Source organism: Streptococcus oralis, from assembly GCF_001578945.1.
Taxonomy (GTDB): domain Bacteria; phylum Bacillota; class Bacilli; order Lactobacillales; family Streptococcaceae; genus Streptococcus; species Streptococcus oralis_Q.
On the sequence record NZ_KQ969550.1, the window covers coordinates 107,697 to 134,189 of the forward strand.

The 26,493-nt window shown below is 39.3% G+C and carries 26 protein-coding genes and 1 pseudogene; all 27 read right to left on the reverse strand.

What is annotated here, in order from left to right; translation table 11 throughout:
* Positions 1-68 precede the first annotated feature (68 nt).
* The 27 genes and pseudogenes from SORDD16_RS00485 to ccrZ all read right to left on the reverse strand — a co-directional run bounded on the left by SORDD16_RS00485 (position 69) and on the right by ccrZ (position 26,450).
* Positions 69-1,676 (reverse strand): CTP synthase, encoded by a 1,608-nt coding sequence (locus SORDD16_RS00485; protein WP_061451921.1) that lies wholly within the window; start codon positions 1,674-1,676, stop codon positions 69-71.
* Between the two features lie 316 nt (positions 1,677-1,992).
* A complete protein-coding gene (rpoE, locus tag SORDD16_RS00490; protein WP_000418415.1) occupies positions 1,993-2,583 on the reverse strand; it encodes a DNA-directed RNA polymerase subunit delta in 591 nt (196 codons plus the stop codon).
* Between the two features lie 350 nt (positions 2,584-2,933).
* On the reverse strand, positions 2,934-3,542 hold the full coding sequence (locus SORDD16_RS00495; RefSeq protein ID WP_061451922.1) for an HNH endonuclease: 609 nt from the start codon (positions 3,540-3,542) through the stop codon (positions 2,934-2,936).
* Complete coding sequence (locus SORDD16_RS00500; protein ID WP_061451923.1) at positions 3,542-4,177, reverse strand: response regulator receiver domain; 636 nt, start codon at positions 4,175-4,177, stop codon at positions 3,542-3,544. Before SORDD16_RS00500 ends, SORDD16_RS00495 begins: the two co-directional genes overlap by 1 nt.
* 1 nt (position 4,178) lies before the next feature.
* Complete coding sequence (locus tag SORDD16_RS00505; protein WP_061451924.1) at positions 4,179-6,578, reverse strand: ATP-binding protein; 2,400 nt, start codon at positions 6,576-6,578, stop codon at positions 4,179-4,181.
* 10 nt (positions 6,579-6,588) lie between these two features.
* The gene (locus SORDD16_RS11470; RefSeq protein WP_241733937.1) at positions 6,589-7,308 is read right to left on the reverse strand and encodes a hypothetical protein; all 720 of its coding nucleotides are present in this window, start codon (positions 7,306-7,308) and stop codon (positions 6,589-6,591) included.
* 53 nt (positions 7,309-7,361) lie between these two features.
* Positions 7,362-7,970, reverse strand: coding sequence for an Eco57I restriction-modification methylase domain-containing protein (locus SORDD16_RS11475; protein WP_241733938.1), 609 nt, complete (start codon positions 7,968-7,970; stop codon positions 7,362-7,364).
* Positions 7,971-8,047: 77 nt separating this feature from the next.
* Positions 8,048-10,699 (reverse strand): valine--tRNA ligase, encoded by a 2,652-nt coding sequence (locus tag SORDD16_RS00515; protein ID WP_061451925.1) that lies wholly within the window; start codon positions 10,697-10,699, stop codon positions 8,048-8,050.
* 147 nt (positions 10,700-10,846) lie between these two features.
* The gene (locus SORDD16_RS00520) at positions 10,847-11,848 is read right to left on the reverse strand and encodes a virulence RhuM family protein (protein ID WP_061452260.1); all 1,002 of its coding nucleotides are present in this window, start codon (positions 11,846-11,848) and stop codon (positions 10,847-10,849) included.
* 31 nt (positions 11,849-11,879) lie between these two features.
* Entirely contained in the window at positions 11,880-13,121 is a 1,242-nt protein-coding gene (locus SORDD16_RS00525; protein ID WP_061451926.1) for a helix-hairpin-helix domain-containing protein, read from the reverse strand.
* Between the two features lie 108 nt (positions 13,122-13,229).
* Positions 13,230-13,418, reverse strand: a pseudogene (locus SORDD16_RS10415) (class I tRNA ligase family protein); the annotation flags it as partial.
* Complete coding sequence (locus SORDD16_RS11260; RefSeq protein ID WP_061451927.1) at positions 13,411-14,226, reverse strand: hypothetical protein; 816 nt, start codon at positions 14,224-14,226, stop codon at positions 13,411-13,413. The pseudogene SORDD16_RS10415 and the gene SORDD16_RS11260, both read right to left, overlap by 8 nt.
* A gap of 277 nt (positions 14,227-14,503) precedes the next feature.
* Positions 14,504-14,899 (reverse strand): helix-hairpin-helix domain-containing protein, encoded by a 396-nt coding sequence (locus SORDD16_RS00535; RefSeq protein WP_061451928.1) that lies wholly within the window; start codon positions 14,897-14,899, stop codon positions 14,504-14,506.
* 97 nt (positions 14,900-14,996) lie between these two features.
* Positions 14,997-15,251: a DUF1912 family protein gene (locus SORDD16_RS00540; protein ID WP_000119707.1), complete on the reverse strand. Its 255-nt coding sequence runs from the start codon at positions 15,249-15,251 to the stop codon at positions 14,997-14,999.
* Positions 15,252-15,260: 9 nt separating this feature from the next.
* The gene (locus tag SORDD16_RS00545; RefSeq protein WP_061451929.1) at positions 15,261-16,595 is read right to left on the reverse strand and encodes a DUF438 domain-containing protein; all 1,335 of its coding nucleotides are present in this window, start codon (positions 16,593-16,595) and stop codon (positions 15,261-15,263) included.
* Positions 16,595-16,828: a DUF1858 domain-containing protein gene (locus tag SORDD16_RS00550; protein ID WP_000368739.1), complete on the reverse strand. Its 234-nt coding sequence runs from the start codon at positions 16,826-16,828 to the stop codon at positions 16,595-16,597. The genes SORDD16_RS00545 and SORDD16_RS00550 overlap by 1 nt, the downstream gene beginning before the upstream one ends.
* A gap of 111 nt (positions 16,829-16,939) precedes the next feature.
* Complete coding sequence (locus SORDD16_RS00555; protein WP_061451930.1) at positions 16,940-18,049, reverse strand: SPFH domain-containing protein; 1,110 nt, start codon at positions 18,047-18,049, stop codon at positions 16,940-16,942.
* A gap of 10 nt (positions 18,050-18,059) precedes the next feature.
* Positions 18,060-18,617, reverse strand: coding sequence for a C1 domain-containing protein (locus tag SORDD16_RS00560; RefSeq protein WP_061451931.1), 558 nt, complete (start codon positions 18,615-18,617; stop codon positions 18,060-18,062).
* A gap of 17 nt (positions 18,618-18,634) precedes the next feature.
* Entirely contained in the window at positions 18,635-19,138 is a 504-nt protein-coding gene (locus tag SORDD16_RS00565) for a hypothetical protein (protein WP_061451932.1), read from the reverse strand.
* 173 nt (positions 19,139-19,311) lie between these two features.
* Positions 19,312-19,662 carry a 30S ribosome-binding factor RbfA gene (rbfA, locus tag SORDD16_RS00570; RefSeq protein WP_061451933.1) on the reverse strand — a complete coding sequence of 117 codons (351 nt, stop codon included), beginning with the start codon at positions 19,660-19,662 and terminating at the stop codon, positions 19,312-19,314.
* Positions 19,663-19,828: 166 nt separating this feature from the next.
* Positions 19,829-22,615: a translation initiation factor IF-2 gene (infB, locus tag SORDD16_RS00575; RefSeq protein WP_061451934.1), complete on the reverse strand. Its 2,787-nt coding sequence runs from the start codon at positions 22,613-22,615 to the stop codon at positions 19,829-19,831.
* 16 nt (positions 22,616-22,631) lie between these two features.
* Entirely contained in the window at positions 22,632-22,931 is a 300-nt protein-coding gene (locus SORDD16_RS00580) for a YlxQ-related RNA-binding protein (RefSeq protein WP_001041399.1), read from the reverse strand.
* Positions 22,924-23,217, reverse strand: a complete 294-nt coding sequence (gene rnpM, locus SORDD16_RS00585) for an RNase P modulator RnpM (protein WP_000857560.1) — start codon at positions 23,215-23,217, stop codon at positions 22,924-22,926. The genes SORDD16_RS00580 and rnpM overlap by 8 nt, the downstream gene beginning before the upstream one ends.
* Before the next feature lie 21 nt (positions 23,218-23,238).
* Positions 23,239-24,375: a transcription termination factor NusA gene (gene nusA, locus SORDD16_RS00590; protein WP_049478996.1), complete on the reverse strand. Its 1,137-nt coding sequence runs from the start codon at positions 24,373-24,375 to the stop codon at positions 23,239-23,241.
* A gap of 42 nt (positions 24,376-24,417) precedes the next feature.
* Complete coding sequence (gene rimP / locus SORDD16_RS00595) at positions 24,418-24,897, reverse strand: ribosome maturation factor RimP (RefSeq protein WP_081215093.1); 480 nt, start codon at positions 24,895-24,897, stop codon at positions 24,418-24,420.
* 126 nt (positions 24,898-25,023) lie between these two features.
* Entirely contained in the window at positions 25,024-25,659 is a 636-nt protein-coding gene (gene trmB / locus SORDD16_RS00600) for a tRNA (guanosine(46)-N7)-methyltransferase TrmB (protein WP_061451936.1), read from the reverse strand.
* A complete protein-coding gene (ccrZ, locus tag SORDD16_RS00605; RefSeq protein WP_061451937.1) occupies positions 25,656-26,450 on the reverse strand; it encodes a cell cycle regulator CcrZ in 795 nt (264 codons plus the stop codon). The genes trmB and ccrZ overlap by 4 nt, the downstream gene beginning before the upstream one ends.
* Positions 26,451-26,493: the final 43 nt, after the last annotated feature.

Below are 26,493 nucleotides of genomic sequence, written 5' to 3' on the forward strand. Positions count from 1 at the left end.
GAGTTAGCAAGACTTTCCTGAATGAATATAAAAAACCTCAGAGATTCTTCTCAAAGGTTCTGATTTTGCTAATTACTGTTTTCAACTGCTGCAGTAACAAAGGCGGTGTAGAGTTCTTCTGGGCGGTTTGGACGGCTGGAAAGTTCAGGGTGATACTGACAAGCCACAAAGAATTTATTCTCAGGAATCTCAACGATTTCTACCAAACGATTGTCTGGAGAAACTCCTGAAAAGACAAAGCCTGCTGCCTCAAACTGTTCACGAAAGGCATTGTTAAACTCATAACGGTGACGGTGACGGCGTTGCACCACTTCTTGATTGTGATAAGCAGCTGCTGCCTTAGAGCCACGTTTCAACTTAGATGGGTAAAGTCCCAAGCGAAGGGTTCCACCCATATCCTCAACATCAACCTGGTCACGCATGATATCAATGATAGGGTATTTTGTATCAGGATCAAGTTCTGCAGAATTGGCCCCTTCAAGCCCTAAAACGTGACGAGCAAACTCGATACAAGTCAACTGCATTCCCAAGCAGACACCCAACATTGGGACATCATTCTCACGCGCATAACGGATGGCTTGGATTTTTCCTTCCGTACCACGTTTACCGAAACCGCCTGGCACGATGATTCCGTCCGCATCAGACAAGAGTTCTGCTACATTCTCTGCTGTCACATCATTGGCATTGATCCAATTAATCTTCACTTCTGCGTCGTTGGCATACCCTGAGTGTTTCAAGGCTTCGACCACTGAGATGTAGGCATCTTGCAACTCCACATACTTACCAACGAGGGAAATCTTAACTTGTTTCTTGAGGTTCATGACCTTGTCCACCATGGCTGACCACTCTGTCATATCCGCTGCTGGTGCGTCTAATTTCAAATGGTCACAAACAATTTGGTCCATGCCTTGTGCCTGCAAATTCAATGGAATTTGGTAAAGGTGTTCAACATCCAAAGATTCAATAACAGCTTCTGGAGCCACGTCACAAAACTGAGCTAGTTTATTTTTAATTCCTTGACCAGCTGGTTTTTCTGTACGAATAACCAACATATTTGGCTGGATTCCTAAACCACGCAATTCTTTTACAGAATGCTGAGTCGGTTTGGTCTTCATCTCACCAGCAGCCTTTAGATAAGGAAGCAAGGTTGTGTGGATATACATAACATTATCTGCACCCACATCTGCCTTCATCTGACGAAGCGCTTCTAGGAAAGGAAGAGATTCGATATCCCCAACAGTTCCCCCAACTTCTGTGATAATGACGTCAGAATCCGTTGTCACTGCGGCACGCTTAATTTTTTCTTTCAAGGCATCTGTAATATGAGGAATGACTTGAACAGTTGCTCCAAGGTATTCTCCTCGACGTTCTTTGCGAAGGACTTCACTGTAGATTTTTCCAGTAGTCACATTAGAATATTTGTTAAGATTGATATCGATGAAACGTTCATAGTGACCCAAGTCCAAATCTGTCTCAGCTCCATCATCTGTCACAAAGACTTCCCCGTGCTGGTAAGGACTCATGGTTCCCGGATCGATATTGATATAAGGATCAAACTTTTGAATGGTTACTTTAAGACCACGATTTTTCAAGAGACGCCCCAGACTTGCTGCGACAATCCCTTTCCCAATAGACGACACCACACCACCAGTTACAAAAATATATTTCGTAGACATAGATTCCTCTTTCTAAAATGCTCAAGGCCTTGTTAACTACGAGGGGAGATTGAAAACAAGACCCTTATGAATAACGACTTTTCAAGAAAACTTCCTGAAAAATAAAAATAGCTCCCTAGTAACTAGGGAGCCCCGACCTCTAAAAGAGGTGCCCGAACAATATGATACCTTAAAGCAGAACATTTGTCAACCCGAATCGGTAAAACCTGAAAATAAGAAGATTACTTTCAGAAAACCAACTAAAGATCCGCATCCAAACGGACAACACGCTCAAGCAACAAAAAAGGAGATCCAGCGATCTCCTCTGTGAAGTCTTTTACTCTTCTTCACTCGTTTCAGCATCATCGTCAGAAAACTCGTCGTCTTCTTCGTTAAGATCCACGTCTTCACCCAAATCATCTGGAGCGATTTCGTTGATTTCTGCATCGTAAGCTTCCACTTCATTTTTCTCATCATCTGGATTTTCATCATCGTATGAAAGAGCTGGATCTGCTTCGTATGCATCTTCGTCTTCTGGATCATCCGCATTGTAGTCAATGGCATCTGAATCACCATCCATAAAGGCATTGACACGTTTTTTCTTAGCTTTTGGAGCTACTTCATCGTCATCACTTTCTTCAAGAGCGATGATTTCTTCGTCGATTTCGTCTACGCCATACCATGAACGAAGCCCCCATTTGTTGTCCCCAAGTGAGATGAAGCTACCGTCAAAGTTCAACTCTGTGTAGAACAAAGGCAAAGCTTCGCGGATATCGCTGTTTGATGTTCCAAGGTAGTTTTGAATTTCGTTTACAAGATCGCTAAAATGCATCTCATGATCGCGACCACGAAGTTCCAAGATAGCACGCGCTACCTCAATCATAGATAGTTCACTTTTTTCTTGCCCAGCAAATACTTCTAATTCCAAAGCGTTTCTCCTCATTTTTACTACTATCGCCAGAGCGAACAGACTCTGACCTCATTTTATCATGTACTCTTTATTGTACGATAATTTTGCGGAATAGTCAAAGGTTAAATGGGAGAAAGTGACAGGACTTTTTATTTCTTTGCTACCCAGCCGATGGTGTCGATGGGTGGATTTTCGATATCAATCCAGATGAATTCGATGCAATGATATATGAAATTAAGCTATAGTGCTATACTTATCAGGACAGTTCGAACTTACGGAATTTGTTATGTAGTAAGCTACTTTCTAATAACTAAAAATTTACTTAAATATATTAGTCTCAATTTGTTTTAATATCAAAATTGATTAAATTAAAATTTTGGTTTACTATTTCTAATATAATTGTCATCAATAAAATCTAATATCCTTTGAATACTACAAATTAATGATTCATTAATTTGTCCTGATTGACCAGATTTTCTTTTAATAATGTTAAGTGAAGAATAGATATAGTCTAACTTATATAATTCCTTTGATAGACCTAAAGTTTTTATATATTTCTCTGATAAATTTCTTTCTACTGCTGTTATGGTATTGTTTGGTACAATTGCACCTCTATTATTTCTATAAAATAATTTTTTATAGTCTTCCCCTAAAGGATCCAAATCAGAAGGAAGGGATTTTTTATTTTTTGTAGTATTACATATTGGGCAAGATAAAGCTAAGTTACTATATTCATCTATCAAATCTTTATTATCATTTTGACTCTTTATATGTTCAATATGAAAACTAGCTCCACCATACCTTTTACAATTCCATCCACAATATATGCACATTCCACCAAAATCCTCTACTAGATACCCTTTTAACAAATCTCTTTGACTTTTGACAGAATATTTTTCACTAACGTTTTCTCTTCTGATTGGTGGAGATTCAAAACCTCTATAATCTCGTTTGAATAGTTGTCTAATATAATTCACTACATCTCTCCTGCCTCATCAATAATTTGATAAGCTTTCGCAATTAAATCATCTAATTGATCAGCAATATCATCATTTAAAAGTCGAGGTTGTTTAATAGAAAATTGATGCTCTATTTTAATTTCGTTAATTGCTACTTCCGTAGAAAAAGTATCAGATTTCTTTAAACCTTGATTTACTCTCTCCAGTGTATTGATATTTTCTATCCCTAACTTAACTTGCTTATCAATATATTCTAACATACTATCTATTTCATCTTCCTTGGTGAATACCTCTCCATTTAGAGAATATCCATCTTTAGAAAACTTCTTCTCTATTGATGGATCAATTTGGACATCATCACTATGTGAAGTATATATACAAACAGGAAAAAATGGATTTTGCTTTTTAATGGTTTCCCACAATTCAATAGCATCACCATAAATATTACTATTTGCTAAATCATAGTCCAAAATAACTCCATATTTTTCTTTTGAATACAGATTTTCCAAGAAATCTTCCTTTGATTTTTCATTTATTATTCCAAAAAATTCAACGCTATAGCCTTTTTTAGAAAATTTTTGCTCCAATTCTCCTAATGTATACATAGTATCTTCATCATCATCAATATAATAAATTATTTTTTTATCAGACATTTTATTCCACTCCACCTTTTAAAGTCATTTTAATTTTAAAGCCTCTTTCCCCAGGTTTAGATAATAACTCTTTATCTCCTTTTAAATTAGATATAACTGAGGATAAAATTGACATTCCCATTCCAGTCCCACCTTTATTATAAGATTTATATGGTTCGAAAATAAAATTTGGGTTTTCAATTTTCTTGTTCAAACCATTACCATTATCTTCATAGGTGATCTTAATTAGTGTATCCTCCATAACTTCTAAAGAAATATTGATAATTCTATGATTGATTTTATTCGGTGATTTAAAACTTTTATAAGAATTAGTTATTAAATTTAGGAAAATACTATCTAACTGCGTTTCACTTGCATAAACATAAATATTTTTTATTGTATCAGGTAAAGCTTCTAAAGAGGATTTACCATTAATCAAATAGTCATACGAATAAAAATTATCTCTTATTGAATTATCCCACCAAGAATAAACTTTAAAAAGATAAGAAGATAGATTAATTTTTTCTTTCTTATCCCTTGTTGGATTATTGACACTACTTTCTATAAATCCTAATATATTGGTCGTTTTGCGTTCAACCGCTTCCGAAAAATCATATAAATTATACCTTTTCTTAATCTCATGAAAATCCGACTTAAAAAGTATTGAATAATGGTCTCCTATATCTTTTAAATTTTGAGGAATCGTTTTAAAGAACATCTTATCATTCTTAATTTGATGTGCAAAAGTTGACATAACTATTCCTTGAGTTGCCATAGTTCGTAACGTATCACCCTCACTAACAAGTGAACTATTCTCTTCCTCAGTAGTATCCTGTAATGAATACATCTCAAATAACGATTGGGGATTAGAGACCAGTGCCTCATACTCCGGATCTTTATAAAGTCCTTGTAAATTTCCTTGGTGTTTATTAACAAGACTGTCTAACTTTTTCTTTGTCTTCTTTCCTCTTTCACTAAAAAGTGGAACATCAGCTTTCTCTTTCAAAAATTCATTATATAAAATAATAATTTCTGAACGCACAGAAGAAAAATCTTTTACAATTCTGAGAATAACACTCTCAAGATATTCAAACTCTGCACTATTTTTTAAACCTTCACGATTAGCTTGATCTTCAAACCCTCCATTTTTTTCCTTGGTGATGTTTACATAACCACTCAACTGGTTTGCTTGCATTATGTAGCTACTACGGCCAACACCAGCTGGATTTTTAGTTCTTTCTTTTTCAATTCCAACCCAGTCAAACCCGATAGTATCAACCTCACCATAAGGTCTAATCCTAAAACCATCTCTATATAATAAGATTCCGGGTTCAATATCAACAGTATTTGTTCCCATTGCTGGTCTCTTTAAAAAAGGATACTTATTAGAACCAGTTTTCTTTGTAAAATAGAGAACTCCATCAAAATCACCTATCGGATTATTAGGCATTTTATCAGGGATATACTCTGAAATTTTAAACTCTCTCTCAAAATGGTATCTACTTCTTTTTTTACCACTCTTTTCTTGAATATAATCTTTTAGTTTATCGAATTTCGCATTTACAAAATCCGGCGGTAATTGACTAATATCAATTTCATCAAAATACCCCTCTAAGATTAACATATCACTGTCGTGTGAAAAAGCAAACGAAATTTCTGCATCTGTTGAAACATCAGCTAAAGAAGGCTCTATTTCTTCTTTTTCTTCAAAGTAGTCTAATATAATTTTAAATTCGCCTGATTTTTCTAATTTAAGAGGGTTTTTTAATTTATTTAAAGTTAGCTTCAATAGAGAATAATTTGTCCCCGATTGTCCTTTATCTGATAGTAACCATTCATCTTTCAACTCACTGGCTATTAAAATTGTTCCTGAGCATTTGGGGTTTTCTAAACCTCTATTTGTATACTCTGAAATGAACTCATTCAATGATAATTGTTCAATATTTACTTTTACAGTATCTAAAGCTTCTCCCGTTATGAAGTTATTCCAATTGATACTAAATCTATATGCTTCACTACCATCTGAAGTAATAACTCGACTGACATTCCCCAGTCTCCCCAGTGATAATCTACCGATTCCCATAGAACCATTCATTACACGTTCAGATTTTTGGTATTTTATTGAAGGAGTATGAGTTTTATCATCCGTTCCCAATGTAAAAAAGACATTAATGATTTTATCCAAACTCATTCCTTGCCCGTAATCAATTATTTCTATAGAAGTAGCTTTTTTGTCTTTTCTTTTGTTAATAGTTATATCTTTTCCTATTATTCGAATATTTACTTGATTCGAAAATGCATCGTAACTATTTTTTACTAATTCTAATATCGCACTTCTATAATCTAGTACATTATCTCTCCCTAAAAGGTTTACCGTTCTTGTTGTTGATTTAAAACTTACTTCTTTCACTTTTTCAGCCATTGTTCGTCCCTCATACTCTTATTGGATAATTTTTTACATCATTCACGGATATACGAATTGATTTTCCACTCGCATTAATTGCTCTAGTTTCTATATAATTATAGAAATCTTCTGATTCAAGTATTTTTTTTGCATAATCAAGACCTTTTTCTGCTAATGGAATAATATAAAATCCCGAATATGGTATCATTTGAGAATCTAACTCGTATACATTTACTTTCTCAGTAATTACCGATGAAATCATTAATTTTTCCTGATTCATGAATTTCAAACCTTGTGATCGACCATACTCAAACCATTCCCCATCAGATTTTCTGTTATCTAAAACCTCTTTCCATTCTCGAAGATATCTAGTTGTTTTAGGAAAGATTCTTTCAAACTCTTCTCTAGGATATCTTCTAAGTTCATTATTTACAAACTTATATGGGAAAATAATTTTATCTACAATATTTTTCGATAACTTTCTTGGACTAGCCGCAGGTTTTAAAATTTCATCCTCCAAGTCCAAATCTTCTTGCTCAGGAATTAGAAATACCTTATTCGCTAATGTAGCTACGCTATTTGAGACTTTAAATAACTCTCCAAAGGTTAACTGATTAGCTTTAAATTCGATATTTTCAGTAAAATACCATTTAGACCCTAAATCTTCTTTTCTTATAAGAAAGGACTTATTAAAATCACTATCAATATATTCTAAGTAATTACATATTCTAGAATTATCAATGACCATAATTGCTGATGATGTTAGAATTCTCCCAAAAATATGCGTATGTCTGTAATCAATTAATTGTATAATATTTTTTTTAAGATTTCTCTTAGATTTTCAGCAAAAACATTTTTAAATATGCTATTAGGGATTAGATAACACATTTTTCCTGTCGTTTTTTTCAAATCTAGTAAACTCTTTTCAATAAAAGCATAACAATAATCAAATTTGCCTTTTTTACAAGAAGTAAAATTATTTTTCAAGAAACTTCTATCCATAGTATTAAGTTCTTGATAGGTGATATATGGAGGATTACCAACAATAAAATCAAATCTCATTTTAAGATTGTATCTTAAATAATCATCAGAAAGAATTTGCCAGTTTACCTCTCGAATTCCGTATTCCAAAGCAATATTATCTAAATTTCTTAAACAATTTTCCTTTAATTGAGGGTCAATTTCAAAAGCAACAAAGTATTTTTCTAAATCAGATTTTATGGATGAAGTGGAATATCTGTGCTTAAGTGCTACTTCAATGTATCTTTTAATTGCTACACACAAAATATTTCCTTCACCTACAGAATTCTCTAAAAAATATTTTTTAAGTATATTTTTCCCATCATATTCTACCTTATCAAGCATAAAATGAACATATTTTTCAGGGGTAAAAACTTGGAATTTTTCCATATTTGTTATTTATAGATCGCTTTCTAACGTTTTATTTATTATACCAAAAAACACGGCTCATCACCGTGTTTCTTTATTTATTTCACCAACTTCTTCATCTCATCAATACGTGCGACGGTCGCGTCGTACTTAGCTTGGTAGTCGGCTTGTTTATCGCGTTCTTTTTGGACGACTTCTGGTTTGGCATTGGCTACGAAGCGTTCGTTAGAGAGTTTCTTGCCTACCATATCTAGTTCTTTTTGCCATTTAGCCAATTCTTTGTCGAGACGAGCCAGTTCTTCTTCGACATTGAGGAGGTCTGCCAGTGGCAAGTAGATTTCTGCTCCTGTGATGACGCTTGACATTGCGAGTTCAGGTGCAGGGATGTTTGATGCGATTTCCAAGTGTTCTGGATTTGTGAAGCGTTTGATGTAGTTGACATTGCTGTTAAAGAAGGCTTCCAAGTCGCTATCGCTTGTCTTAACAAGGATAGTGATAGGCTTGCTTGGTGCTACGTTTACTTCTGCACGCGCATTCCGAACAGCACGGATCAAGTCTTTGAGACTTTCCACACCAGTGTGAGCCTCAAAGTCTTCAAAGGCTGGGTTGACAGTTGGGTATTCCGCTGTGACGATAGAGCCTTCTGAGATTTGTCCAAAGATTTCCTCGGTCACGAATGGCATGATTGGGTGAAGGAGACGAAGGATCTTGTCCAAGGTGTAAAGGAGGACAGAACGTGTGATGACTTTCTCTTCTTCGTTATCACTATAAAGGACTTCCTTGGTCAACTCAACGTACCAGTCCGCAAACTCATCCCAGATAAAGTTGTAGAGGATGTGTCCAGCCACACCAAACTCAAACTTGTCAAAGTTTTCAGTAACTTTTCCGATCGTTTCATTAAGGTTGTGGAGAATCCAGCGGTCTGTAACATTCCCAGCTTCCTTATTAACCACTTTTTCCACATTAGCCGTTGCTTGCTCAAGGGTCAAGCCTTCATTGTTCATGAGGATGTAGCGTGAGATGTTCCAAATCTTGTTAATGAAGTTCCATGAAGCATCCATTTTTTCGTAAGAGAAACGCACGTCTTGGCCTGGTGCAGAACCGTTTGAAAGGAACCAACGAAGGGCATCGGCACCGTATTTCTCGATAACATCCATTGGGTCAATCCCGTTACCAAGAGATTTCGACATCTTACGTCCTTGCTCGTCACGAATCAAACCGTGGATAAGAACGTTTTGGAATGGCTGACGGCCAGTGAATTCCAGAGATTGGAAGATCATACGAGACACCCAGAAGAAGATGATGTCGTAACCTGTTACCAAGGTTGAAGTTGGGAAGTAACGTTTGAAGTCTTCTGAGTCGACATCTGGCCAGCCCATGGTTGAGAATGGCCAAAGGGCAGAACTGAACCACGTATCCAAGACGTCTTCGTCCTGAGTCCATCCGTCACCTTCTGGCGCTTCTTCACCGACGTACATTTCACCCTCAGCATTGTACCAAGCAGGGATTTGGTGACCCCACCAGAGCTGACGAGAGATTACCCAGTCATGGACATTTTCCATCCATTGGAGGAAGGTATCGTTGAAACGAGGTGGGTAGAATTCTACCTTGTCGTCAGTGTCTTGGTTGGCAATGGCATTCTTGGCCAATTGGTCCATCTTGACGAACCACTGCGTAGACAAGCGTGGCTCAACCACTACACCTGTACGTTCTGAGTGACCAACACTGTGGACACGTTTTTCGATTTTAACAAGGGCACCGATTTCTTCCAACTTGGCAACAACTGCCTTACGTGCTTCAAAACGGTCCATACCTGCAAATTCGAAGGCCAAGTCATTCATCGTTCCGTCGTCGTTCATGACGTTAACTTGTGGTAAGTTGTGGCGTTGACCGACCAAGAAGTCGTTTGGATCGTGGGCAGGTGTGATTTTCACGACACCTGTACCAAACTCAGGATCTGCGTGCTCATCTCCAACGATTGGAATCAATTTATTAGCGATTGGAAGGATGACGTTTTTACCGATCAAGTCCTTGTAGCGTGGGTCTTCTGGATTGACCGCAACCGCAACGTCCCCAAACATGGTCTCAGGACGAGTTGTCGCAACTTCAAGGGCGCGTGAGCCATCTTCCAACATATAGTTCATGTGGTAGAAGGCACCTTCGACATCCTTGTGGATCACCTCGATATCAGAAAGGGCTGTGCGAGCTGCTGGGTCCCAGTTAATGATAAACTCACCACGGTAGATCCAGCCTTTCTTGTAAAGGTCGACAAAGACCTTGCGAACAGCTTTTGACAAGCCTTCGTCAAGGGTGAAACGCTCACGAGAGTAATCTACAGAGAGGCCCATTTTGCCCCATTGTTCCTTGATGGTAGTCGCATATTCGTCTTTCCATTCCCAGACTTTATCTAGGAATTTCTCACGACCGAGATCATAGCGAGAAATGCCTTCACCACGCAAGCGCTCCTCAACCTTAGCCTGAGTCGCAATCCCCGCGTGGTCCATCCCTGGAAGCCAAAGCGTGTCAAAACCTTGCATGCGTTTTTGACGGATGATGATATCCTGCAAAGTCGTATCCCAAGCATGACCCAGATGCAACTTACCAGTGACATTTGGTGGTGGAATGACGATTGAATAAGGCTTAGCCTTTTGATCGCCTGAAGGCTTGAAAACATCGGCATCAAGCCATTTTTGGTAACGACCAGCCTCAACCTCGGCTGGATTGTATTTAGGTGAAAGTTCTTTAGACATGTGTTTGTCCTTTCTAGTTTATATCTTTAATTAAAATTAGCATGTGGGAGATAGAGTTTGATTCAATACATCTTGTTTCTCTAAGAATTTTCTATTAGCAAAAAGAAACTGTGTGAACACGTTACAAATCAAACTCTTAGATTTACATTAACTCTCTCTCATTATCTTCAGAATATGTTTATCAAAGTCCGATATGATTTTTTGAGTTCGGTTAAATTTTTCGTACTCCTGGATAGCTTTGGAGTCTGCTTGTTTCTTGGAAATATTTCCTTTTCCTTCTAAGATTTCGTACTCATTAAAAGATAGAAAACGATCAATACTATCTGCCAATCCTCGCATTGTAAAAGTATTACGGCGCTCAACCAAACCCTCGATATAATCAAAATAGGCTGTAACAGTTCGCTCTAGTTGTCGAATTTCTTTTTCTTGCAGATAGTTTTTAGCCACCGTTACATCTGACTTGAGCACTCGTCCATCAGGTGCATTCTTCCAAGTGGTTAATCCCATTTTATCTTTACTAGCATCGGCTTGCTGGTAGATAATTTCTGCAGCTGTATTTCCAGTAATCGCATAATGGAATTTATTTTGTACCATAGCATAGAAGTTTTTAGTAATATCAGAGTTTCTATCATAATCTATGGCACATTCGGCAAAGATATCCGTAATTTGCTGGTAGATTCGGCGCTCGCTAGAACGAATAGAGCGAATTCGTTCTAAAAGTTCACGGAAATAATCTTGTCCGAAAACCGTCTGGCCTTGTTTCAATCGTTCATCATTTAAAACAAAACCTTTGATGATAAATTCTTTCAAGGTGTTGGTTGCCCAAATTCTAAATTGAGTAGCCTTACTGGAATTTACACGATAGCCAACTGAAATGATAGCATCCAAATTGTAATACTCAAGTTCACGCCGGACAGACCTATTTCCCTCTTGTTGAACCTGTGCAAATTTTGCACAAGTTGATATCTTATCCAACTCCCCACTATCATAAATGTTTTTCAAGTGCTTTGTAATGACACTTCGTTCAACTCCAAAGAGCTCTGCAAGACCTTTTTGAGTCAACCAAAGATTTTCATCTTGTAAAAGGATATCTAACTGAACATCGCCATTGGGTGTAGTATACAGGATGAAATTAGAAATTTCATTCAAGACAAGTCCACCTCCTCCCTTCAATAAACAATTACTTCTCATTCTTAAACTTTATACCGTTTTCTTTCAGTTTTTGAACGGTAGCGGAACCAATTCCCTTCAAAGCAAGAACTTCTTTTTCGGTCCATTTTTTAAAATCTGCAGATGTACGGATCCTGTTTTCTACAAAGATGCGAACAAGATCCATCCGAATTCCCTTCATTTTTTCCTCGTTCATAAAGGAGTACCAGTCGTTTGCCTTGGATAAATTTCTTATCACACTGGAATGATTCGAAAATACTGGTTCACGACAGAACTTCTTGGCCTCATTTGTTAAAAATTCTGTCAAGATAATATTTTCTTGTAAATAGTCAAGCAGAGGATATAAACTAGCTTGTAGCGATTCAACTGAGTTTGGAAAATAGAATTCTTGGTCTTCGATATCTATAACTTTGAATTGCCAATCTTCCTCGATAAAGAATTCAGCAACTTCATCATTTATTTCTACTAATTTTGCAAATAACTGACTTGCTTTCTCAATTTTTCCTTGAGAAAAAGCAGAAATGATGGCATGAATAAGAATGGTATCATCCCGTTTTCCTTTATTTAATTCTTCACGATAGAAACGTTCAACCTTTAGTTCCTGACCAGTAATATGATACAAGGAAAGCATACAGAAGACAAAATTAGGAGGAAAACGTTCTGGTCGCCTACTTAAGTATAAGTTAACCAATTCCAAAGCCTTATAATAAAATTTTTCTGTCATATAATATTCAATCAGAAACATAAGGGCAGTCAGAACAGGGCGTGCTTCAAAAAGATTCCAACTATTGTATCCGTTCATTTTCCATTTTTCTAAAACTAGAATTTCAAAATCCAATACTTTTTTGAAGGTTGGCAAATCAAAATCTTCAACTTCTGATAGGAATAAGTGAAAATCAGCAGCAAAATAATCTGGATTGATTTTTAAAACTTGTTTTAACAATTTCTTTCGCTTCTGTGTATTTGGAGTATGCATAGCTTCTCTAAATAAAGCATGATCCTCATGCCAGTCAAAACTTCCATTTTTTAGTTGGTAATTGATTTGCTGAACATCTGGGTACTCTCCATGTTCTTTAGTGTATTGGACCATTGCGGTGTTTTGTTCATCGAAATTTTGAATTTGTCGACGCTCTACAAAAGTTGGTTTTTTAGCCATTATCTCTGTCCAAGCAGCCTCTTCTTCAGAAATAACTTTGATATCCAACTTTTGCTGGCGTTTTAATTCTTTTTTTCTATTTTTCTTTTTAGCCATCTCTTTTCTCCTTTAATTCAGTGTCTTCAATAGACCAGACTAAACTGCCTTAGATATCCTTACAATCTCAGATACAGACTTTAATGGGATTTTCAGCGATTCGTTGAATTTGAAGGTTGTACTCCAAGCGTGACCAAGGTAAAGTTTCCAAGTAACATTTGGTGGTGGAATAATGATTGAATATGGGTTAGTCTTTTGAACTCCTTGAGCCTCGAAAATGTCTTCTTCAAGCCATTTTTGGTAACGAACAACCTCAACCTAGGATGGAGTGTATTTAGGTGAAAGTTGTTTAGACATGTGTTTGCTCCTTTTTCTCAAGTTCCTTTAAAGTATCAATATAGTTTTCTTCTTCTTCATTGGTTTTTATAATATTTCGCTCTATACCTAATATTGGTATATATATCAACAAAGCGGGAATAAGCATATCCAATATGTCTGTGTCAGTATGAATTATCCAAAATAACATAGCACATATACTAACATACATTGATATAGTTAATACTACAAGATATAACACTTCACGTTCATTCCATTTTTTAATCTTTGTAGTGAATTTTTTGAAGTAGAATATACTTATTATCATAACAATCGATACTATGACCAATAAAAACTTCCACCAAAATTCTTCAATTTTAAAAAGGATTAATAAAGAATTAGATATGGATCCGATAACAAGAATAAAGTATATAAAGCTATTAAAAATATCGAATTTTATTTCCCGCTTGGATCTCTCCCAGTCATATTTCCAGAGTAGTCGCACATAATCAGATAACCTTTCTATTTGACTAGTATTGGTTATATCAATTGTATTAACCAAACTCCAGATATGACCCTCATGTAAATAAAAATCATCTCCATTATCAACTGTTTTACTCTTTCCGTATGGATTAATTCGTGACTTTAAACGTTGTATAGCTTCTGCACGCTTACCTACTTTACCCAAGTCATCTAAAATAATTTGAATATCCTTTCTCCACTCTGAACGTTCTTTAGTAATATAATCAAGTTGATTTCTTTTACTATTATTAGCAAAAACTAAAATCGCACTTAATACAGCTCCTAGACCTGCTCCACTGAGCAGAGTAATAATCTGGCTTGTTTCCAATTTTCCCCCTCGCTTTCTACAAAAAATCGTCCCTGCCATAACTATGACAGGGACGAATGTGTTTATCCGCGGTACCACCCAATTTCGGGCAGAGCCCGCAACTCTCGTCTTTATAATAAAAAGACAATATTATTTCATTTTTTATCCATCAGCAACCAATTTTGACACATTTGTGGACTTCTCAGCGCCGCCACTTTCTGTAAAATGTGGGATCCAAAACACCTCTAATGGCTTTATTTTAACAAGTTTTTGACAGAAATGCAAGGGGCAAGAAAAATTACTTGAAGCTGATTCCGTGCTCTTTTAATTTCTTGATGGTAGCTGGGCCAATTCCTTTCAAGGCAAGGAGTTCTTTTTCAGTCCAGTTTTTAAAGTCAGCAGCTGACTTGATGCCTTCATCATAGAAAGTCTTCGCACGATCTACTGAGAGGCCACCCAAAGTCGCTGCGAATTCTTCTACGGAGTTTGTAACTTTTTGAGCTTGTTCCTTGGTCGCTTCTACTGCTTGTTCCACTTTTTTAGAGACAACTTTTCCTGCTTCGCTAGCAGACTTCTCTGCATGTTTCACGACTTTTTTTGTTTCTTCGACAACCTTGGTCACCGTATTTGAAAAGGCACCTGAACGACGAAGGCTATTTCGCAATTGTTTTTTACGTTGGAGTTTCTTTGACATGATAAAATCCTTTCAATAAAAAATCCCTGATCTGACAAGGATTTAATAAAGATATTCTATCAAGATTTCGATAAAAAATCAAGAAAGTATCACTATTTTAATAATTTCGCTCGCCAAACAATCCTTCTGGCAAATCATGAAATCCCTTGCCCGCCTTGAAATTTTCAAACTTACCAAGCAAGAACTGGTAGGCATCCAAGCGACTTTCGTAGCGAATCATGGCATCCTTGGCACGCTCGTCTTGGTCTTCTTCGTAGACTTTTTGACTTTCCTTGTGCGCCATGTCGTTGATCATGATCTGGGTATTGACCCAAGCTTCAAATTCCTTCATAAATTCCTGTTCGTAACTCATTGATTCTCCTTATTCTAATCCACGGAAGTAGTCAGTATCAATCTCTCGGTAGGGCTGGATATCCTGAACATACTCCAACACGCCTTGGAATTCCCCGTTTTCATCGTGTACTGCGGCATAGGTGATGTGGACAAACTTGCCTCGCGACTCTGACTTGAACCACATCTCATACTTGTCCTTGACCCCTTCACGAAGACCTTTCATAACGGCCTTTACCTTGTCTAGGTACTTAGGCGGATGACAGAGTTCAACATTGCGCCCAACTTGGGACGGCGTCCGTTTGAAAATCATCTCATCAGCTGGCGTATTGTCATTGTAATACTGGAAAATATCGTCTTTATTGACAAAGGTGATCTCCATAGGGAGGTGATTGAGGATGAGGTTGGCCTGCTCGACGGAGAGATAGCCATTGCCAAAAGCCTGTTGACTATGACGATCCAGCACCGCTTCCTTTTCCTTAGGGGTAAAGGTAATAGTGAACTGGCCTTCTGGTGTATTGATAACTTGCTGAACTTGACCTTCAGCCGTGTCTAGTTGTACTGGCTCTTCTGCACTCTTTTCCTCGATAAAGCTTTGTCGTTCTGGCACCCATTTCTCTGACGGACGGATGATGGCATAGCCATAAGCATCACTCTCCTCCGCAATCTGAATCCAGTCATCCTGAGTAAAGGACTCAAGAAGAATCATGAGAAGGATAGACTCTTCCTTGAAAATCATACTTTCAAACTCTGTCGCAAAAGCTTCGAAAGTTTCCTTTACACTGCTAATCGACACTTCTGGTAATGACTTGGCTGTCGCTAGAGCTGTATGAAAGAGTTCCCTGATCTGATCATCCACTCCCCACATGACTTTAGGGGGTGAATCGTGACCATAACGCTCCATGATGGGGAAAAAGAGCTCTTCCTTGCGCTGGTAGTGGACATCAAATTGCCCCAAAAGTCCCATTTGACGAACCAAACCCTTGCGCATCTCCGCAAGCATTTCCTCGTCTTCCATAGACTCATAGGTATCTAACAATCTCCGAATGCGAATCAAAGCTGCACGGAGAGCCAAATTTTCATCCTTGAAGACGCGAACTGGGTGACCAGGATGCTCGGTATCTTCCACTTCGACGCCCTTAACAGCATTTTTAAAAAGATTGGCATGGACATCACAGAGTTCCATGACATCTTCAAAGGTGACACCTGAGTCTGAGTTCATCAGCTCGTGCTCCATGAGGGAAATCTCGATGGCTGAAACACCTGTAAAGGTCGCATCAAAACACTCCTGAACTGACTCAGGAGAGGCGCCATTATGCAATTCTAACAAAATATCCCGTAGGATATGAATCCGTTCATCTGCCATTAGTCTAATCCAATCACTTCGTAACCATTCGCTTCCAGTGTGCGGACAATCTTGTCCATAGGAGTTCCTTCGAGCTTAGAACCCTGCTTAAGCGATACCTTGCGCCCGACAGTGTTGCGCATCAAGGGATTAGCAAGTGGTTTAAAACCGAGCTCTACTAGTATTTCCAAGACTTCTGGATGCTTGTCTACCACTTCTGCAACGGGTATTGACACATCGATGATATTATCCATGACGACCTCCATGTATGTTCTAAAATGATTTTACTGCTTATATTATACCATAAGGAAAGCAAGAACAAAAAAACTAGCAGTTTTATGCTGCTAGCGTATTGATTGACTTTCTTACAAATCCATAATTTCCTTTTTCTTACGGTCAAATTCTTCTTGTGAGAGGATACCTGCATCCAGCAACGATTTTAGTTTCGTCAACGCCTCAATTTGCTCATCTAGTGATAAGGCAGGCTTATTAGCTTTATCATCTAATTGCTGTGCCATATTCATCCCAAAAATCATCCCCGCACTATCACCTAGCCCATGCTGTTCAATACCAGAAGCGATTTTTTGTTGCGCAGCAATATTAGAAGATTTTTGAGAAACATCATCATAGGCTTTCATATTCATCTTATTTGATGAATACTGTTTAACAAGTTCCTTGGATTCAGGAGAAAATTCGATATTTGCAATGGCAACCTTGACAATCTCAAATCCAAAACGTTCTTTCCAAGTTCCAGCATATTGACCATTTCCTGCTACTTGCTCTGCCAGAACAGTTGCTTGGGACGGAAGTTGAGAAATCCGATAAGTTGTCGATAAAGAGTTAAGGGCAACGATAAAGGACTGCAAAAACTCCGTTACTATCTGAGCCCTAGCCTGCGCACTATCAAAGGTATAATAACTGACATTAGCAGGGAGAAAATTTCTCACAAACTGCCTAGCATCGGTAATTCTAATCGAAAACGTCCCAAAAGCACGTACTTCCAAGTCTGTCCCATAAAACAAGTCATTATACATCACCGGACCACGAGTGCCAAATTTTATATCACGGATTTCTCGTAGATTGACAAAACAAATCTGCTTTTGCTGGTCTGACTGACCACCAAAGCCCACACGATTTACAACATTGTCAAACAATGATTTTTTTAATCCATCACCATTAAAAATACTGCTCTCACCATTTTGGTATTCATATCCACCTGGCTCTGTGATAATTTCCTCTATTCCAGACTGGCTAAAGATAAAGGCAGCCGTATTTTCAGGAATAAAAATCTTTGAGCCGTTTGAAATGACACCTATAGAACTCTTGCTATTAACTCCACGTCCATTATTGCTTTCTTGGAGGATACCTGGACTGACAGCCGTATGCTCATCAAAAAGCTGTGCAGTAATAATCTCCTTCCACTGGTCTGCAAAAGTTCCACCAATGGAGTCTGTAACTGCTTTAATTATTCCCATCTTTCATCTCCTACAAGGTCTGTTCCATATCACAATAACTACATTTGACCGCCTGCTTCACCACTCCCGACAAAGGAGCTCCACAAAAACTGCACTTGGTGGATACTTTTTCTGGCTCTGCATCCTTGAATCCTAGCCCAGTTTTGAAAGTATCAAAGGTATCTTTTAAACTTTCTGCTAAAATATCTACTCCAAAAAGACTGCTATCCCCGATTTTTTCAAAATTTTCAGTATCTCCAGCCATCAGTTTGATGATATTATTTGCCCATTTGTCTGTATCTTTGGGATTTGAAAAACTAAAACTCGCTTGACCACCTGTATAATAAACTTCCAAGCATTTCAAGCCACTGTCCTTATTTACCAAAACTTGTGGTTTTCCTTCAAACACTTTGATTTGATTAATAGGGATTTTTAATTCTCCTTTTTTACCACCAAAAAAACCTTTTTTAATGAGAATCAAATGCAAATTGGTTAAAATCAAATCATCCGTTGAGCCGGTTGATTTACCAAAACTGACATGGTCATCATGCATGACCATGTATTCATGAGGTAATAATTGATAGTCCATCTTGAACTTCCCTTCCACTACAAACTAGCTTTCCACTGCTCCACCTGTTCATGAAGATTATCACGATAATCTTTTAGAACCTGAACAATTTCCTCTTTTCCTTGAATAGGTGCTTTCTTTAGTGGACCGTATTGTTTTTTCTGCTCTTCCATCTCTTGTTTCGTGCTATCTTTTAGCTCTTGGATAGCAGTACTATCCTCTAAAGCGGTACCTTTAAAGGCTTCATCTGCTTCTGTGTAGTAATTGTCAATGATTTTCTCATACATCGTCAGATAATCTTCATAAGTTCTAATAGATTCAATCGTTGTATCACTAACATCTTGTGGGTTAAAATCACTTGAGCCTAGTTTTTCTTTTGCTTTAGATAGAATCCCTTTCTTTTCATAACTGCTAGCTGATACTTCTGTCTGTTCTTCACTAGACGAAGTAGTTGTTTTTTTAGATACAGACCCACATGCAACTAGAGTAGACACCGAAAGGCAAAGCAAGCCTAAGCGATAAATTTTTTTCATTTTATTCATTCATAAAATCTCCTTTTTATTTCTAATTTTATCATATCATTTTTCCTATAAAAAAAAAGCATTTTCTGCTTGGATTTCATTTTAAATAGAGAATTTCGCTTATCATGTATCTTCTTCCATTATCTTTCATGTTGATCATTTTCAGCCACCAAAAAAGAGGGTCCCCCCTCTTTTTACTTCTTATCCAGATTGCGTAGCATTTCGTCAATCTTGTTCCCATATTCAATGGATTCGTCCTTGACGAAGGTCAAATCTGGGATTTTGTACAATTTCAAATTGCGACCAAGTTCACGTTTGATGGTACCAGTTGCTTTTTCAAGCCCTACTTGAGCTTTTCGGTTATCCGAAGCAAGGTTACTCAAAATGGTGTAGTAAACCTTGGCAACAGACAAGTCACCCAGCATCTGAACATCTGTAATGGTCACACCTTGGACACGCGGATCACGGACTTTCTTTTGCAAAATCTCATTGACTTCACGCTTGATTTCCATGCCCACACGATCCGTACGAAAATGATTTGCCATGATATTCCTTTCTCTACTTTGAATCAAAAGCTAGGCCAGCAGACCTAGCTATTTCTGTTAGATAGAGGAACTAGAGCCATTTGAATCTAGGAAACAAGCCTTAGATAGAACTAAGGGTTCATCAAGGCACTGTTGACGACGAGTCAAATCGGCTATCGTTTCTCTATTATCTCTTGATTTCTTCCATGACGTATGCCTCAATCACATCATCCATCTTGATATCATTGTAGCCATCAATCATCAATCCACCTTCACGACCGTTAGTAACTTCTTTCACGTCGTCTTTGTAGTGTTTCAAGCTTGCGAGTTCGCCGTCATAGATAACAACACCGTCACGGATAACACGGACTTTAGAGTCACGGGTAACTTTACCACTCGTAACCATGAATCCACCAATAGTTCCCACTTTAGATACCTTGAAGGTTTCACGGATGATTGCTTCACCGATAACTTTTTCTTCAAATTCTGGGTCAAGCATCCCTTTCATGGCTTCTTCCATCTCTTCGATAACCTTGTAGATAATGCTGTGGAGACGGATTTCTACATCGTCAGCTTCAGCTTGTTGACGAGCCTGTGGTGTAGGGCGTACGTTGAAACCAACGATAAAGGCATTAGAAGCTTCAGCAAGAGTCACGTCAGATTCATTGATGGCACCGACTGCTGAGTGAACGATGGTCACTTTGACACCTTCTACATCAATCTTTTGAAGTGAGGCAGAAAGAGCTTCAACCGAACCTTGTACGTCTGCCTTGATAATGACGTTAACAGACTTAAGCTCACCAGCTTTAAGGGTATCAAAGAGGTTTTCAAGGCTGACACGTTGAGTAGCTTGGCGTTGTTTCATGAGGGCACGTTTCGCACGCTCTTCACCTGCTGCACGCGCAGATTTTTCATCTTCATAAACGGCAAAGTGGTCACCCGCCATTGGTGCTTCGTTCAAACCTGTGATAGATACTGGTGTTGATGGTCCAGCAACCTTAACACGACGACCAAGGTCATTGGTCATGGCACGGACACGACCGAAGGTATTTCCGACAACGATTGGATCTTGGACATTCAAGGTACCTTGTTGAACAAGAAGGGTTGCGACCGCACCTTTTCCTTTATCCAAGCGAGCCTCGATAACGGTACCGATCGCACGAACTGTTGGGTCTGCCTTGAGTTCTTGGATTTCAGCCACAAGAAGGACCGTTTCCAAGAGTTCATCGATATTTTGGTTGAATTTAGCTGAGATTTCAACAAACTCAGAATCACCACCCCAAGCTGTTGACATAACCCCATGCTCAGCCAATTCACCGATAACGCGTTCTGGGTTGGCACCTGGTTTATCAATCTTGTTGATGGCTACGATAATTGGAACGTTGGCCGCTTTTGAGTGGTTGATGGCTTCGATAGTCTGAGGCATAACCCCGTCGTCGGCCGCTACAACCAAGATGGTAATATCGGTAACAGATGCACCACGCGCACGCATTGATGTAAAGGCCGCGTGTCCTGGTGTATCAAGGAAGGTAATCTTCTTGCCATTTTCCACGATTTGGTAGGCACCGATATGCTGAGTGATACCACCCGCTTCACCTGTCGCAACACGAGAGTTACGAAGGGTATCCAAAAGTGTTGTTTTACCATGGTCAACGTGTCCCATGATGGTTACAACTGGTGGACGCTCAACCAATTCATCTTCATTGAGATACCCATCTTCGACAAAGAAACGTTCGATGTCGGCATTATCCACTTCAACCTTTTGTTTGGCTTCGATACCATAATCCACCATGAGGAGTTCGATGGTTTCTCCATCCAAGGATTGGTTTTGTGTGGCCATCACACCCATCATAAAGAGTTTCTTAACGATTTCAGCTGGTTCACGTTTGATACGTTTTGCGATTTCCGCAACAGTCATACCATCTGTATATTCAAATTCTGTTGGCAATTCATGGAACTTACGCTCTGTAACAGGTTTTGGAGTCTGGTTACGGTTGTTTTGCTTGTTCCCTTTTTTATTTTTCTTGTTGTTATTCCAGTTACTATTTCTTTGATTTCTCACTTGATTTTGACTACTTCGATTCTTTTGTTGTTTTCTAGGACCATCTTCTTCGTGATCATAATCATCACGTTCTTTGTCTGGTCGAGCTTGTTTTTTACGACGTGTATCCACTGGTGCTTCTTTCGCTACAGGAGCTACTGTTACGGCTGGCTGCGTTTGTTCAGCTAGCTTAGCAGCTTCTTCAAAGATTTCCTCTGGTTCCTTGCGTTTATTAGCTTGAGCCAAGGCTTCTTTGGCAGCTTGCGATTGTTTGAAGCGCTCCTCGCTTGAGCGTGCGTATTCTGCATTTTGCTCTGCTTTTAGGGCTGCGGCACGGGCTTTAAAGTCAACACGTGGGCCAGCTTGTTTTGGCTGGAAGTCTTGTTGCTGACGGCGATCATTGCCACGATTCCCTTGATCTTGTGGTTTTTTCCCTTGGTCGTTAAATCGGCGATTGTCGCGGTTTCCTTGACCAGGTTTGCCACCATTACGGCCGTCGTTTTTCTGACGGTTACCGTTTTGTTGTTGGTCACGGTTGTTGCCCTTGTTTTGTTTGCGTCGCTCTGCCTGCTCTTTGGCACGCGCCTCACGCTCCGCCTTGAAGTTTCGACTTTGTGGTCTTGCGGCCACTACTTTTTCTTCCTTAGGAGCTACAGGTGTAGCTGGTTTGCTTTCTTCCTTTGCGGCTACTGGTTTAGCTGATGCAGGCTTTTCTGCTTTCTTTTCTACACTTGCTTTTGGTGCTTCAGGTTTTGCTTCTGCCTTAGGAGCAGGTGCAGGTTTAAAGCTAGCTGCGATTTGCTCAGCAGCAACAGCTTCCACGCTCGATGAGTGGCTTTTCACATCCAAGCCCAACTCTTTTGCACGCGCTACAACTTCTTTACTTTCTTTTCCAAGTTCTTTTGCGATTTCGTACAATCTTTTCTTAGACAAATCATGTCCTCCTCTTCTATTCCATAAGAGACCTCATTTTCTTTGTAAATCCAGCATCTGTCACAGCCAAAACCTTTCTCGATTTCCCGACTGCTATGCTTAATTCCAGTGTTGAAAACACGGTTATAACTTCTACTTGATAATAGTCACTTTTATCTTGAATCTTCTTGGTCAGATTGGGACCAGCATCCTGTGCTAGAAAGACTAGCTTAGCTTTCTGATCTTGGATGGCCTTGACCACCAATTCCTCCCCTGATATAATCCGGCCTGCTCGTTGAGCAAGTCCCAAGAGATTGCTTATCTTTTGCTTATTCAAGTCCTAACTCTCTTCTTTTTACTTTGTGATCAACATAAGCGATCAACTCGTCATAAAAGCTTTCTTCCACTTCCATGTTAAAGCTGCGGTTAAAGACTTTCTTCTTTTTTGCCTCTAGGGCTTCTGCATTGTCTAGCTTGATATAAGCGCCTCGGCCATTGGCCTTGCCTGTCGGGTCGATAAAGACCTGTCCTTCCTTGTTCTTGACAATGCGGAGCAAATCACGCTTATCAATCACTTCGTTGGATACAACAGACTTGCGCAAAGGGATTTTTCTTGTTTTCATCTTTCCCTCCTCTAGCAGCTTTTATTCTTCTGTCAATTCGTCCGCAGCTGCGTAATCAACTTGACCTGCTTCTTCCATAGCTTCAAACTCACTTGCAGACTTGATATCGATACGGTAACCTGTCAAATGAGCTGCCAAGCGAACGTTTTGTCCACGACGACCGATGGCAAGAGAAAGCTTGTTATCAGGCACAACGACCAAGGCACGTTTGCTGTCGTTTTCATCAAAGATAACTTGGTCAACCTCTGCCGGTGCGATGGCATTGTAGATAAACTCAGCTGGATCTGCTACCCACTCGATAACGTCAATGTTTTCTTCGACAGGAATCATACGATCACTCTTGGCATCGTAACGAGCTGGGTGGAATTTGCTAGTGATTTTCTTGATATTAGCACCACCACGTCCAACGATTGTCCCGATAGCGTCCACGTTTGGATTGTGGCTGCGAACGGCAACCTTGGTACGGTCACCAGCTTCGCGGGCTACGCTCATGATTTCGACAGTTCCATCGTAAACTTCTGGAATTTCTTGCTCCATCAAGCGTTTAATCATCTCTGGATGGCTACGGCTAACAAAGACGTTGACACCACGAGGGTTGTCTTCAACCTTGTAGACATAGACTTCGATACGATCGTGAGAAGCAAAGACTTCTCCAGGGATTTGGTCCTGTTTTGACAATTGGGCTTCGATGCTGCCAAGGTTGACGTAAATAAAGCGGTTGTCAAATCGTTCTACTGTACCAGACATGATTTCTTGCTCATGTTCTTTGTAAGTATTATAGGTAATAGCACGTGTTTGCTTGCGCATTTTTTCCATGATGGTTTGTTTGGCAGATTGGGCTGCAACACGACCAAACTCAGCAGGAGCTTCTTCAAACTTGATTTTGTCACCAAGCTCATAGGCTGAATTAATGGCAAGGGCATCTTTCAAGCTGATTTCCAAACGGCTATCAAATACTTCATCAACAACTTCACGGACAGTATAGACAGTAAAGTCGCCTGTTTTTTCATTGAAGTCGATAGCTACGCTGTCAGACTGACCATAGCGTCTGCGATAAGCGGAACGAAGCGACTCTACTACTGCCTCGATGATGTCTTCTTTTTTGATTCCCTTGTCTTCTTCCAAAATGCGGAAGGCCTCTAGCATTTCTTTACTCATGTTTTCTTCACTTTTGAATCCTCAAAAGCTATCCTTTCTTTTCTATAGTTTTACTGCTAAACGTGCTTTTGATACTAAACTGTATGGAATTTGGACGGTTTTCTTACGTGTCTTGTCCATATACTCCATAGTCAACTCATCCTCTTCAAAGGATACCAAAGTTCCTTCAAAGACTTTTTGCTTATCAATGGCTTGGTAGAGCCCGACATGGATGTATTTCCCAACAGCTCCAGCGACAGCATCCTTGGTTTTCAAAGGACGTTCCAAGCCTGGACTGGTGATTTCTAGGAAATATTGTTCCGGGAAGGGATCAGGCTTGATGGTATCTAGGACAGGACTGATGATTTCTGTCAAGTCTGCCGTGTCGTTCAAGGTAATTCCTTCGGGTTTATCTACAAAAATACTGAGAATCATGTCACTGCCAACCTTTCCATACTCGATATCTACGAGTTCGAAAGGCGCTTGGATGACAGGTTCTACAACTTCTCTGACTAATTCTACGATTGTTGCGATTGCGTCCACCTCCTCATAAGCAAGAGGCGAAGATATTTCCCCGCCTCTCTTTCTCATATTCTTACTATCAGTATAGCACGTTTGTCAATTTATGTAAAGCATAAGCACTCAAACGGCTGGTTTTCAAGCTATTTCTTAAAATTCTGCCTCAACTCGATAGATGACTTGACCTTTGCTGGAGAATTTTTGCTCATACTCTGTCATGACATTGCCTTCAAAATCACTGGCATGCAAGTCTAGCCAAACACCATTGAGTTTCATCCCATACTGAGAAAAGCTCACTAGACTGTACTCAAACAAGCCACGGTTATCTGTCTTGAAATGGATTTCCCCATTCTCAGGCAAGATGCGCTTGAAGGTATCCAAGAAACTCTTGTAAGTCAAACGACGTTTTTCATGGCGTTTTTTAGGCCAGGGATCTGAAAAGTTTAGGTAGAGACGATCAATTTCACCGTCTTCAAAGTAGTCTGTCAAATCCGAACCATCCACCCACAAGAGCTTGATGTTAGGCACTCCAACTTCAAGGACCTTGTCCAAGGCGTAACTCAAAACAGACTTTTGAATATCAATCCCGATATAGTTGATATCAGGGTTTTGTTTAGCCATACCTGAAACAAAGGCACCCTTTCCACTTCCTACTTCCACATGAATAGGATAATCATTTTCAAACAAGTCTCGCCATTTCCCTTTAGCTTCCAAGGGATTAAGGACCACATACTGGGGATTAGCCTCTAGTAATTCTGTCGCCCCTTTACGATTTCTAACTCTCATCTCTTCTTTCCATACTTGTCACGGAAGACGCGCAAGGCGTAAATCTCCCGGTTTACATTGTCTAAATCTTGATTTTCACAGTATTTGGCAATCTGGTTCAAATAAGAATACTGACCATACCAATACAATTTATCTAACACTGTCTGATTGTACTTATAGCCGTAGTCTCTCAACCATTGACGCCACTGATGATCTGGAATGTAGTGGCATAGCAAATGCGCCACATCAAACATACGATCCGTCAGACGAACCGAATCCCAATCCACTAGATAAACGAGTCCACTCTCTGTCTCAATCCAATTACTATGACGAAGATCCCCATGCACAATCGTTGCATGGTCTTCCCTAAAACCTGGAACCGTCCTGCGCAAATCATCAATCACCGAGTTTAAGTACTGATGTCGTTTCAAGACTTCGGGTGCTTCCTGCCTCCAAGACTGCAACAAGTCTAATGGAGTCTCCATGGTATATCCCAAACGGCTCAACTGCTTCATCAAGGGACGTGAGCGGTGAAGACGTGTCAAGATATTGATGATCTGCTTGCGATTCATATCGTGCGGTGTCAAGATTTTGCCCGTCAACCATTCCTGGGCACACATATCACGACCATCTGGCAAACGACGAGTCCATAGTAATTGAGGAGCGATTTGTTCTCTGGCTAGGCCAGGTAGGATTGGAGAGGTGTTCATTTTTACAAAGACGCGCTTCCCATCAGGGTAGCTTCCCATATAAGCTTTGCCGCTCTTCCCAGGGATAGGGGTCAGCGTTAGCTCATTATCACCCAAGTCCATTTCTTTCCTCCGTATAAAGTTTCCTTACTATTCTACTAGTTTT

Excerpts from the sequence above, each read along its gene's own strand:
- SORDD16_RS00485 (WP_061451921.1), bottom strand. The coding sequence starts at position 1,676 with ATGTCTACGAAATATATTTTTGTAACTGGTGGTGTGGTGTCGTCTATT.
- SORDD16_RS00500 (WP_061451923.1), bottom strand. The coding sequence starts at position 4,177 with ATGTCTGATAAAAAAATAATTTATTATATTGATGATGATGAAGATACT.
- SORDD16_RS00505 (WP_061451924.1), bottom strand. The coding sequence starts at position 6,578 with ATGGCTGAAAAAGTGAAAGAAGTAAGTTTTAAATCAACAACAAGAACG.
- SORDD16_RS11470 (WP_241733937.1), bottom strand. The coding sequence starts at position 7,308 with ATGGTCATTGATAATTCTAGAATATGTAATTACTTAGAATATATTGAT.
- SORDD16_RS11475 (WP_241733938.1), bottom strand. The coding sequence starts at position 7,970 with ATGGAAAAATTCCAAGTTTTTACCCCTGAAAAATATGTTCATTTTATG.
- SORDD16_RS00515 (WP_061451925.1), bottom strand. The coding sequence starts at position 10,699 with ATGTCTAAAGAACTTTCACCTAAATACAATCCAGCCGAGGTTGAGGCT.
- SORDD16_RS00525 (WP_061451926.1), bottom strand. The coding sequence starts at position 13,121 with ATGGCTAAAAAGAAAAATAGAAAAAAAGAATTAAAACGCCAGCAAAAG.
- SORDD16_RS00535 (WP_061451928.1), bottom strand. The coding sequence starts at position 14,899 with ATGTCAAAGAAACTCCAACGTAAAAAACAATTGCGAAATAGCCTTCGT.
- SORDD16_RS00540 (WP_000119707.1), bottom strand. The coding sequence starts at position 15,251 with ATGAGTTACGAACAGGAATTTATGAAGGAATTTGAAGCTTGGGTCAAT.
- SORDD16_RS00545 (WP_061451929.1), bottom strand. The coding sequence starts at position 16,595 with ATGGCAGATGAACGGATTCATATCCTACGGGATATTTTGTTAGAATTG.
- SORDD16_RS00550 (WP_000368739.1), bottom strand. The coding sequence starts at position 16,828 with ATGGATAATATCATCGATGTGTCAATACCCGTTGCAGAAGTGGTAGAC.
- SORDD16_RS00555 (WP_061451930.1), bottom strand. The coding sequence starts at position 18,049 with ATGGGAATAATTAAAGCAGTTACAGACTCCATTGGTGGAACTTTTGCA.
- SORDD16_RS00560 (WP_061451931.1), bottom strand. The coding sequence starts at position 18,617 with ATGGACTATCAATTATTACCTCATGAATACATGGTCATGCATGATGAC.
- SORDD16_RS00565 (WP_061451932.1), bottom strand. The coding sequence starts at position 19,138 with ATGAATAAAATGAAAAAAATTTATCGCTTAGGCTTGCTTTGCCTTTCG.
- rbfA (WP_061451933.1), bottom strand. The coding sequence starts at position 19,662 with ATGGCAAATCATTTTCGTACGGATCGTGTGGGCATGGAAATCAAGCGT.
- rnpM (WP_000857560.1), bottom strand. The coding sequence starts at position 23,217 with ATGAAAACAAGAAAAATCCCTTTGCGCAAGTCTGTTGTATCCAACGAA.
- nusA (WP_049478996.1), bottom strand. The coding sequence starts at position 24,375 with ATGAGTAAAGAAATGCTAGAGGCCTTCCGCATTTTGGAAGAAGACAAG.
- trmB (WP_061451936.1), bottom strand. The coding sequence starts at position 25,659 with ATGAGAGTTAGAAATCGTAAAGGGGCGACAGAATTACTAGAGGCTAAT.
- ccrZ (WP_061451937.1), bottom strand. The coding sequence starts at position 26,450 with ATGGACTTGGGTGATAATGAGCTAACGCTGACCCCTATCCCTGGGAAG.